This window comes from Anaeroglomus insulsum, assembly GCF_050689095.1.
Classification (GTDB): Bacteria; Planctomycetota; Phycisphaerae; order Sedimentisphaerales; family Anaerohalosphaeraceae; genus Anaeroglomus; species Anaeroglomus insulsum.
Genome location: NZ_JBOGCL010000015.1, coordinates 21,940 through 32,615 on the forward strand (window position 1 = coordinate 21,940; position 10,676 = coordinate 32,615).

Annotated in this window: 10 protein-coding genes; all 10 read right to left on the reverse strand. The window is 51.1% G+C overall.

Annotated features, from left to right (window positions below; translation table 11 throughout):
• Positions 1-66: 66 nt before the first annotated feature.
• The gene (locus ACQ9LF_RS12275; protein WP_462489704.1) at positions 67-543 is read right to left on the reverse strand and encodes a GreA/GreB family elongation factor; all 477 of its coding nucleotides are present in this window, start codon (positions 541-543) and stop codon (positions 67-69) included.
• A gap of 21 nt (positions 544-564) precedes the next feature.
• Positions 565-981 carry a nucleoside diphosphate kinase regulator gene (gene rnk, locus ACQ9LF_RS12280; RefSeq protein ID WP_462489705.1) on the reverse strand — a complete coding sequence of 139 codons (417 nt, stop codon included), beginning with the start codon at positions 979-981 and terminating at the stop codon, positions 565-567.
• 633 nt (positions 982-1,614) lie between these two features.
• Positions 1,615-2,916, reverse strand: coding sequence for a histidine--tRNA ligase (hisS, locus tag ACQ9LF_RS12285; RefSeq protein ID WP_462489706.1), 1,302 nt, complete (start codon positions 2,914-2,916; stop codon positions 1,615-1,617).
• Positions 2,917-2,920: 4 nt separating this feature from the next.
• Positions 2,921-3,373 carry a YkgJ family cysteine cluster protein gene (locus ACQ9LF_RS12290; protein WP_462489707.1) on the reverse strand — a complete coding sequence of 151 codons (453 nt, stop codon included), beginning with the start codon at positions 3,371-3,373 and terminating at the stop codon, positions 2,921-2,923.
• Positions 3,374-3,587: 214 nt separating this feature from the next.
• Positions 3,588-6,020, reverse strand: a complete 2,433-nt coding sequence (locus tag ACQ9LF_RS12295; protein ID WP_462489708.1) for a hypothetical protein — start codon at positions 6,018-6,020, stop codon at positions 3,588-3,590.
• Between the two features lie 170 nt (positions 6,021-6,190).
• The gene (locus ACQ9LF_RS12300; RefSeq protein WP_462489709.1) at positions 6,191-6,760 is read right to left on the reverse strand and encodes a D-sedoheptulose-7-phosphate isomerase; all 570 of its coding nucleotides are present in this window, start codon (positions 6,758-6,760) and stop codon (positions 6,191-6,193) included.
• A 147-nt stretch (positions 6,761-6,907) separates the two neighbouring features.
• Positions 6,908-7,729: a DUF3800 domain-containing protein gene (locus ACQ9LF_RS12305; protein ID WP_462489710.1), complete on the reverse strand. Its 822-nt coding sequence runs from the start codon at positions 7,727-7,729 to the stop codon at positions 6,908-6,910.
• A 12-nt stretch (positions 7,730-7,741) separates the two neighbouring features.
• On the reverse strand, positions 7,742-9,013 hold the full coding sequence (locus ACQ9LF_RS12310) for a DEAD/DEAH box helicase (RefSeq protein ID WP_462489711.1): 1,272 nt from the start codon (positions 9,011-9,013) through the stop codon (positions 7,742-7,744).
• A 150-nt stretch (positions 9,014-9,163) separates the two neighbouring features.
• Positions 9,164-9,928 (reverse strand): 3-keto-disaccharide hydrolase, encoded by a 765-nt coding sequence (locus ACQ9LF_RS12315; protein ID WP_462489712.1) that lies wholly within the window; start codon positions 9,926-9,928, stop codon positions 9,164-9,166.
• A gap of 91 nt (positions 9,929-10,019) precedes the next feature.
• The gene (locus ACQ9LF_RS12320; RefSeq protein ID WP_462489713.1) at positions 10,020-10,235 is read right to left on the reverse strand and encodes a zinc ribbon domain-containing protein; all 216 of its coding nucleotides are present in this window, start codon (positions 10,233-10,235) and stop codon (positions 10,020-10,022) included.
• Positions 10,236-10,676 lie beyond the last annotated feature (441 nt).

Sequence of the window (10,676 nt, forward strand, 5' to 3'; positions counted from 1 at the left end):
GCTTCGTTTCTGTGCCCGGAATAAGAAACCCGGCCGGATAGTCGCTTATGCGGCCGGGTCTGATGGTTACAAATGGAAATCTCCCGCAATTTCCGGCTGATAAATCATTTTCTCAATAACCAGGTTTCTGGACAGGCTCTGTCCGACTGCCCGTCCAAGCAGACTCATCCCCAAGGGTGACAGGACCGATATCTTCCTTTGCTTCCTATCCGCATCCTGCGGGTACACCAGCGTTACAACAAACCGCGTTCCCCGCAGCGAGCGAAGTTGAACCTGGCTGTTCATCGTGACCACCGAATACGGAATCCGCTTGCATGCAAACAGAAATCCGTGTTTGAGAAGCTGCCGTATCCGCCGGGCATGTCGGGCTTCTGTGGTACCAAGCTCTTTAAGCCCTTTGGATAAAATCGCCTGCAGCCGAAAATAATCCGACTCCGACAGCATCCGGTATTCCCGGACTGGCGTCGGAAACACCGTCTTTGTTGCACGTTGAACCGTTTTACGCATCCGCTCAAATAATCCTTGTTGTTTGATCTTGACCATTGCCATCTCCTGACCGTGAAGCTACGCATCGAAATTGCCTGCAGCTTCGGGTTGATACAGAATTTCAGTAATTTCGAGGGTCCGGACGCCTGCCGGTACAGGCCACTGAATCCGGTCACCGACGCGATATCCGAGCAGGGCGACACCCACCGGCGCCAAAATCGATATCTTGTTGTGTTCCAAATCCGCTTGTTCCGGAAACACCAGCTCATAGACGATGGATGTGCCGGTATCGAGGTCCTTGAGACGGACTTTGGAATTCATCGTGACCACATCATCGCCAATGGATTGTTGCGGGATGACTTTGGCCCGGTTGATCTCATTCTGCAGCATGGTTATGCTTTCCATATCCCGGGTCCAGACGTTCTTGAATGCCTGGATCATGGCATCCAGACGGTTATAATCATAATCGCTGATATATATCTGTTTTTGTGTCATACCATTTCCTTTCATTTGTCAGGGTATCGCTTCTATAGGAGTCCATGCACAGTGCGCAGTATCTATGATGAATTGGGTTATTCAGGGTTAGAAGATGGGCCAATGATACGCTCGCTGCAGCAGCTAAGTCTATCAGCTGACAGGTCTTACCATGGCGGCGAATGTTCAACCGCACGAGGCAGACAGAACTGACTATAAGGAAAGTTATGACGGCCGGGCCTGATGGTCGTGAGCTCCGGCGACGGGGCAATCAGGTTTCTGATTAAGTGTGTGAGCATGCGAATCGACATACCATTGTCCTCTTAGAAAAAGCTGTAGAGTAATAAATACATTCCAATAATGGGTGTTATTCTGTCTTTAATATTCATAATTTCCTTTCATCAATAAAAAAGGCCGGTCAGAGCCGGCCTATCTAAACTGTAATTAGAGTATGACCGACTGTTCATCGCAAGAGCAGTAAGGAACGAAACCCTATATTCAAATGTCTTTGAAACCGATTCACAAACACCATCTTATTCAGAATATCTAATTATTATCATTAGCAGTAATTATATATATTTCCTGTTGCTTGTCAAGTATTAAGTGCCTGATGAAGGCGCGATAGCGGCTTAGCGAATAATCATTTTGCCTATATTAACAATTTTGTCCCAGGCTGGACACAAAATCATCGGCATTAATCTGTTCCTGCTGGCCGGATGTCATATCCTTGACGACAAGCTTCTTTTCAGTCACAAATTCCTGTCCTAATATAATCGTACGGGACACATTATAGCCTGAGGCCTGTTTGAGCTGTTTGCCCAGACCGCTGGTTTTGTACGGGAATTCACAACTAAACCCTGCCAGGCGGATTTTGGCGGCCAGTTCCACGGCTTTATCCGCCAGCGTCGGTTCGGCAACTGCAATAAAATAATCCAATTTCTTGGTCGCCAGGGTGTCGTCCTTAAGAATGCCTTTTTCTCGCAGTAATATCTCCAGAACGCAGTCGCCCATGCCCATGCCGACCGCGGTCATCGCCGGGCCGCCAAAGTCCCGCAGCAGGTTATCGTATCGCCCGCCGCCGCAGACCGCCCGCAGATCGCCAACCGCATCATGTACTTCAAAGACCATCCCGGTGTAGTACGCCAGTCCGCGGACAATACTCATATCAAAGCGGCAATACGCCCCGATGCCCATCGTTGTCAGAATGCCGAACAAGCCCTGCAACTCCGACAGGGCGGCTCTGGCATCGTCATTGAGATTCACCAGTCCGGCAATCTCATCGGCACTGTGCAGTTCCATCAGCTTTAAAATGGTATCCGCTGCGGTGGTGTCGGTGACTTCCTTTCGCAGCATTTCGTCGAACGCCTCGGCCGGAATTTTGGATTTTTTATCCAGTATCGGGTATAGTACTGCCAGTTTGTCTTCGGCAATCCCGAGATTTCTGAGCAATGCTGCCAGCAGCTTGCGGCTGGAAATCTTGGCTACGATATCTTTTTCGGTCAGACCCGTTGACCGCAGATAATCCACCGCACAAAAAATCACCTCAGCATCTGCCAGGGTGGATTCCTCGCCGATGATATCGATATTCCACTGGAAAAATTCCCGGAGGCGTCCCTTTTGCGGCCGTTCCGCCCGGCACAGCCGCGGGACAGAAAACCACTTGATCGGACGCGGCAGGGCGTTGACCTGCTGGTTGACCATCCGGGCCAGTGTCGGTGTAATTTCGGGGCGAATTGCCAGTTCTCGTCCGCCGCGATCGGTCAGGTGAAACAACTGCTCGACAATTTCATCGCCGCTTTTGACCTGGTACATCTGGAGATATTCGAATATCGGTCCGTCAAATTCTTCAAAGCCGCTGCGGCGTGAGGCCGCCTTCCATCCATCCACAATAAAATTGCGAACCGCCATTTGTTTGGGGTAAAAATCACGCGTTCCCTTGACTGCAGGAATTTTCATCGTCTCATCTCGTCTTTCGTTTGGATTTGGGTTTGGCCTTTTTTTCTTTTTTGGCATCATATCGCTCGAAAACCTTTGGGCCAAACTTGATTTTCATGTATTCTTCCATCTGTTTGTCGGATGTAAAATGCAACTCATAGCCGTAATCGCCGCTGGTCAGCTCGCAATTATCGGTCTTGTACGTGCGGCAGATTTTCGGACGGTTTTGATAATTTAAACACCGATTATCCGGCCCCAGGTAAATACACGGATTGAGCACATTCAGATACCAGTCGCCGTCTTCGACGAACACCTGTGTCTGGGTATGGCTGAGGTACCAGCGAATATCATCATAGTCGTCCGGATCCTCGGGGGTCTCAATCGGCAGCGCGTAATACCGGCAGCACAGTCCTGTACATTGATGACAGCGAATGCCGGCTTTTTTACCGGCGTTGTCTTTGTTTTTTGGTTTTGCCACAAACGACCTCTCATACCAGGGTAATGATTCTACCCGGCCTGATCCGTTTGGCTTTGAATGCCTGGCTGGCCGGGGTCTTATACGATAAGACAGTAAAAACAAGATATTATATGCTGAAATTCCCTGCAGGTCAACCCGCGGCCTGGCATAGTACATTCCCGGTGTCTGCTGTAGGTGTGCTCCAAAGACAAAAACAGGATGCTGAAAAAGACCATTAGCTGCCTGACCCGCACGCCTGGGCCGGCTCCAGCCCGCAGGAGAGCCACTGGGCCGCAAAGGCCGCGAAATCGGATAATCCCACGATGCAATCCCCGTCAAAATCCATCGTCGGGCGGTTTGTGCAGACCGGGGTAATCGTTCCGTTGCCATTGGGCGACAGGCTTGCCTGGCTGGTTCCGCCAAAGGCCCCCATATTGACGCGTCCTCCATTGGGATTGGGTTCCAGGCCCGCTGTATCTGCCGGGTCTCCGCCGTCAATGCACAGGCTGGTTTGGGTATCCACCGCCCAGGTTTCTGCGTTCGGATCCCACCGTCCCACCGCCGACTTGAGGTGATAATCTCCGTTGTCTGGATCTGCAAACAGCGGATCGACAGCGATATTGCCTGTCCCCGGCACTGAGCCTGAATACATTCCGCTGGTATTGTGCCAAAAGCAGTTATAGGCAATGTGCCCGCCTTGGATTCCATAACCTGCATTGTACGCGACGATATTGTTTTTTATTGCTGCTGTGGATTGAATACCTGTTTTGCCGTTGGCAACCACCGTATTATTGGTTACTGGTCCCGTACAGCCGGTTATGCCATAACCGGTATTTTGTGACAGGATATTATTGGCGATGACCTGCGTAGTACAATTGGACAGCCCATCGCCGGTATTCAGGGTGATGACATTTTCGCGGATGGCCTCGGCGGTCAGCCCCGTGATGCCGGCGGCATTGCGTCCGATGAAATTGCCTTTGACGACGGTCTGTGCATCACCGCCGCCGGATATGCCTGCCAGCCCGTTGTTCATAATCTGGTTATCTTCAATCCGGCCTTTGCATTGATTGAGGCCGTAGCCGGCATGATGCATAATGGCATTACCCAAAATCTGACCGCTGCAGTTTTTTAAGCCTGTGGTGTTAAACGATATCGTATTGTCCCAGATTATCCCGCTGCATCCGCTTAGGGCAATATTGTTCCAGGCCAGCAGATTGGTCTGAATCGTCCCGCTGCAATTGGATAGCCCTATGCCATTCAGCTGAATCAGGTTTTCTTCAATGGTTCCGGCACAGCCTGAAATGCCGATTGCCCCGTACACAATCGTATTGGAGAAAATCAGCGGTGCCGCGGAATATTCCCCTGTGATGCCGTTGTCCAGTGTGATGATTAGATTGCCCCGAATTGTCGGGCTTGCTCCGGAACAGACAATCGCATTTGTTGCGCTGCGTGACAGGTCCAGGTACACCACAGTCGATGGTCCCCATCGCGAATCCACCCAGACACACCGCTGCCCGCTGACTGCCGCACGCTGCTGCATATTGACATCCGTGCAAATCGCTGTTTCCACGCTGGTGGACAGATTTTTGGAATAGATATCGTAATTGCCGTTACGGTAATCCTCCCATACCGCAATAGCCCCGTCTATTGCGGGATTCGATTGTTCGCTGGATAGGGTGCTGACAGCAAACTCCGCTCCTCCGGACCGGCTTTTGGCATACAAATCCGCGTTGCCGTTGCGATAATCCTGCCAGATATAATACTGCTCCGAAATGGCCGGGTTAATCTGGTTATTGGCGGCGTTGCAGACGAGAAAATTGGAACCCAGCTGAACATTTCGCCCATAAATATCATAATTGGATCCCGAGCGGTAATCCTGCCAGATGACAACTACTCCCGAAATGGCGGGATTCAATTGGTCTTTTGCTGCATTGGAGATGATGAATTCTTCCCCGCTGGCCAAAGTCTTGCCATAAATGTCATAGCCTGTCGAAGCTGCTGCCCGGTTGTCCTGCCAGACGACGATCCCATTGCATATCACCGGCCCGGATTCATCCCATGGGCCGTTGCTGACGGCAAACTCTTCCATTGTCGTCAGGTTGAATCCATAGATATCCGCCAGATTCGGGTCATTGCGATAATCCTGCCAGACGACCACGTTGCCCCAGACCGCCGGGCGGTTCTGGACGCCTGGGGCAGTGCAGATGGCAAACTCTTTGCCAGTTGCAAGGTTTAATCCGTAAATATCCACGCCGGTCTGGTCGAGATTGCGTTGATCCGCCCAGACGACCATATTTCCATGAATCTTCGGCATGCCCTGTTCCGACTGGGCGTCTGACAGCGGGTACGACCTGCCCCGTACTGTCAGGCCTTCCAGAACCGAAGACGCTGTTTCGCTGAGGTTGAACGTTACTGTCCCCTCGATAACGGTTGCCGCCGTGACATTAGGATCAGCCGGGTTGGTGCCGGCTACCGTGATGCCTCGGCCGGCGAACCAGAAGTTCTCATGGTACACCCCAGGCCGGATCTCCACCCGGTCCCCGTGCCAGGCCGCGAAAATCGCCTCCTGAATCGAGGTAAAATCTCCTGTGCCGTCGCCGGCCACGGTCCATACCGCCCCATATCCGCATATTCCGGACAGAATAAACAAGATTAATACGCTTTTCATCGCTATCCCGATTCCCACTTGACATTATCCCATTCGTCGTGGTGCAGCTAAAGAGCTTTTAGCCCGCCAGCTCCCAGCATATTCTCTATCCTGGCGGCTGGTAACAGGAGCCCATGAGTACACGCGGCCATTTTCCGAGACGAGGACAATTTGATCAGGCTTATATTATCCTACTTTTCCGCAAAGTGTTCTTCGACCAGATCGCACAGGATATGATAAGCCAGTTGGTGGATTTCCTGCACCGTGGACGTCGGGCCGTTGAGTGCCACACACACATCCGACATCTGTTCCAGCGGTGTATTGCTCTTGCCGGTAAAGGCCAGGATTTTGGCCCCTTTTGCCCTGGCGGTCGTGACGGCGGCGATGACATTCTTTGAAGTGCCGCTGGTCGAAAACGCCCACAGCACATCGCCCGGCGCTGCCATGGCCTCCATCTGTCGGCTGAAGACCTGCTCGAATCCATAATCGTTGCCGACCGATGTCAGAATTGATGTATCTGTTGTCAGGGCCACCGCAGGCAGTCCCCGGCGTTCCCGACGGAAACGTCCCACCAGCTCCGCCGCAATATGCTGGCTGTCGGCCGCCGACCCGCCGTTACCGCAGATATAAATACACCCGCCTTGCTCCAGGCAGTCAATCAGCAGCTGTGCCGCTGCGGGAAGAACCGTTAAGGCAGATGTCTCCAGTTGCAGCAAGACTTCTTTATGTTTTTTGATCTCACTTAGAATTACATTATCCATACTATGTCTATCCAGAAAAGACCGTAAGTTCTGTTTTTTACATTTACTTGACAAATAGCTCAACTCAGTATATACTATTTATTCGAAGTCCGATACAAGCGAACGTCGGCTCCATGCCGTGTGTTTTCCGGGCAAGCCCCTGAAAACCTAGCTTGTTCCGGGCTTTATTTTTTGTACGCTTAAAGGGTTGCGCTCCGAATAATATTCCCCGTAGGCGTTGTTTTGTTTGTCGTCCAAATCAATGATTAATCGAAACTGATGGGCCAGAAGGTTAAAAAAACGGTCTTCGCCTTTTTCGTACAGCCGCTGCAAAGCCCACAGAAAGTAATCGATGACCTGCAATCCGGCAAATTCGTTCGGATACGCCGGCTGAATCTGAACCTTATTATTAACGGATATCCCGTATTTATTCTGAAAATTCCTGCGAGCTTTTTCAATGGCAGTTTGCAGGGCTTCAAGTCGATCGGATTTGCCCCTTCGCGCAAAAACAATAATATTGTCACTGGCTTTATGCAGCAGGTTGCGGAAAAGTCTTTTAATTAAATCATCGTAAACCTGATTATCGGTCAGCTTGATTCCAAACGATGAATACAATCGTTTGGCCTCCTGTGCCAAAGCCATTTTTCGTCGAATGATAACCTGAGCTTTTATGTCCATCCCGCATAGAGCCTTGAATACATCGCGGCGGACCTCGGGAAGATCGTTTTTAGCATGAAAAAAAAGAGCTGTTTTGCCGCTGTTTTTTTGCATGGATGGAACTCCGGCAAAATACGGATCAGACAGCAGGTTGTTACGCAGAGACTCCAATTGCTGACAAACTGATTCCGGATTCTGGATACAGATAGTTCCTATCATAAAATAAGCAGAAACGCCTTCTGTTCCAACAAGACATCGGCCTTTGCGATCAAATAATGTCAAATCGCCGGATTCATCGACATAATAATATTGTTTGCATGCTGGTTCAGTCATTGGGTTGCCAAGCTAATGATTATTGCCTGCTTCCTTGCTGGAACCAGACTGTTCATGAGTTTGGGGATTATGTTTTTTGTGACGTCGACGAAACCGGCCCTTGCTGCCTTGTTGCGGTGCGGATTTGCCTCCTTCACGCCCGCCGTGCTGGGGCTGTCGACCACCATGCTGCAGTTGGGGTTCCTGGCCAATCCAGCGGGGTTCAATTTTGTTTTTACGAAACAGCAGTTTCAGTTTCCCCAGCTCTGACTGCACAATAAAGGTCAGAGCCTTGCCTTCCCGGCCCATGCGGGCGGTGCGTCCGGTGCGGTGGGTGTAGGCTTCCAGCTGCCGCGGGAAGTCGTAGTTGATCACATGCGTTACATGGGAAAAGTCCAGCCCGCGTCCGGCGATATCGGTGGCGACCATAAAGCGTATCTGCATCTGGCGGAATCGTCGGAACAAACTGGTTCGGCGGGATTGTTCCAATCCGCCATGGATGATCTCAACGGACTCCATTCTGGATCGCAGACGGTCGTAGAGTTTATCGGCACTGTTGCGGCTGTTACAGAACAGAATGGCCTGTTTGGGGGCTTCTTGTTCCAGGTACTGAAGTAAAGCATCCAGCCGATGGCCGGGCTTGACTAACATAAAATAGTGTTCCAGGGTGTCAGGGGCGACCTGGTCGAGGTTGAGTTCCACAACCGCAGGATCCTTGAGATAGCGCTGGGCCAGGGCCTTGATTTCCTTGGGCATTGTTGCTGAAAACAGCAAGGTCTGATGCTCATGTACCAGGCATGAAAAGACAAACTCCACATCGGCCAGAAAACCCAGCTTGAGCATCTCGTCGGCCTCATCCAGGACCACCGTTTCCACTTCCGACAGACGCAAAGGGGTGTTATACAGCAGGTCAATCAATCGGCCGGGGGTGGCGACCAGAATCTGGACGCCGTGAGTGAGTTTGCTGGTCTGGGTTTCCATCGAAAAGCCGCCATAGACGGCAAATGGCGCCACCTGGGTATGTTTGGCAATGGCGGCAATCTCGGCGACATACTGCAATGCCAGCTCACGGGTCGGTACCAGAATCAGGGCCTGGACCTCTTTTTTATTCGGGTCCACCCGCTGAATCAGCGGAATTGCACAGGCGGCGGTTTTGCCGGATCCGGTTTCGGCGGTGGCAATCATATCACGCTGGCTCATCACAAGCTTGAAGGTCTGTTCCTGAATCGGGGTCATATCTGTCCAGCCCATTTCGGACAGGGATTTCAAAATATCGGGCTTTAGTCCGAGTTCATCAAAACGCATAAAGGTCTTCCAATCATGTTCCTATAATCCATCAATATTCAGTATCAGGATAGACCAACTCCGCTTATAATGCAAGTCCAATTTGGAGACATAAAAAAAGCCCCCTCGGGTCTGAGGAGGCTTCTGGGTATTCGTGGTGTAAGGGAGTCTTTATTCTTCGGTATTGTCTTTGAGTTCGCGAATCCAGATGTTGCGGAACCGCAGCGGATTGCCGTGGTCCTGCAGGCACAGGGGGCCGGTGGGACCATGAGGTTCGTATCTGGCGCGAATTTTATGGAAGGTTGTTCCTTCGATTTGCCAATGATCCTGAATCAGGACGCCGTTCTGCAGGACCGTGATGGTGGCGGGTTTTTCGACGACATCGCCTTTGAACACCGGAGCATGGAAAATGACATCATAGGTCTGCCATTGGCCCGGCTGGCGGCAGACATTGACCAGCGGAGGTTTCTGGCCATAAATGGCGCCGCACTGGCCGTCGGCATACGTGGGATTATTATAAGAGTCCAGGACTTGCAACTCGTACTTGCCCATCAGGAAGATACCGCTGTTGCCACGGCCCTGGCTGTCACCTTTGACCTCGGCGGGGGTGCAGAATTCGACGTGAAGCTGGCAGGAGCCGAAGGTTTGTTTGGTGCGGATTTCGCCGCCTTTGTTGGTCACTTCCATATAGCCATTCTCGACTTTCCACCTGGCAGGGCCTCCATCGCTGGAGCTTTGCCAGGCTGACAGGTCTTTGCCGTCAAACAGGACGATGGCATCAGAGGGGGGCATGGTGGGGTCCGTGCCGGGGGTAATTACGGGGGGTACTGGACGGGACATGTCGTGAACTTCCCATTTATAGACTTTTTCGGCCGCGCCGGCAACCATCGCAATTGCGGCCAGGATGACTGTCGCTTTCAAAGCCATGCGTTTCATCGTTAACTCCTTAAAAATAATAAAGTTTGTCTTGAGACCAACTTGGTCTTGATAGTTTGACGACTCAACCCGTCGCATAGTAACGGAGATTTTATTGTCCGCCGAATTTTGGGCAGCCGGTGTTGGGGCAGCTTTGGCACCCGCCGGCAGGGCGAGGCGGTTCTTTGACTACGGCCGAGAAGCTGGAGAACTGCTTTTGCATGGGTTTGCTGCAAGTGGGACAGGCAGGGGGTGTGCCGGTGCCGGACTTGACGAGAACTTCTTCTATCTTACCGCAGGATAAACATTTATATTCAAATAGGGGCATTGTTATTTCCTTGTTAATTCACTCGTTTTATTCCAAATCAACAGAATATCGCGTTGGGTGGTTTCCTGCAAGAGCAATTTAGCTGTCAGCGGCCGGCTTTCTGTGTGCAGCAAAGGATTGGGGGGTGTTGAGTGAAAAGTGAGAATTGAGGGAGGCAAACATATGAACATGCGATGGCGGAATTTTGCTTTGGGTTTATGGGCACCCTTGGTGTGCAAGGAGGGTTGTCCGGATACAGCAGGTATGCCAATGACAGATTTGATGGACACAATTCATTTCAATGGGAAATTTCAAATGGGATTGTATGTTTGATTCTGGTCGGCAATGAGTTGGATATGAAATGATTATTCAGGATTGTGGCATCCGTAAAAACACTGAAAATTCCAAAAAAATCAAAAAAATATGATTTTCATATTGCTTTCCTGTTCGCAGCTTATTACA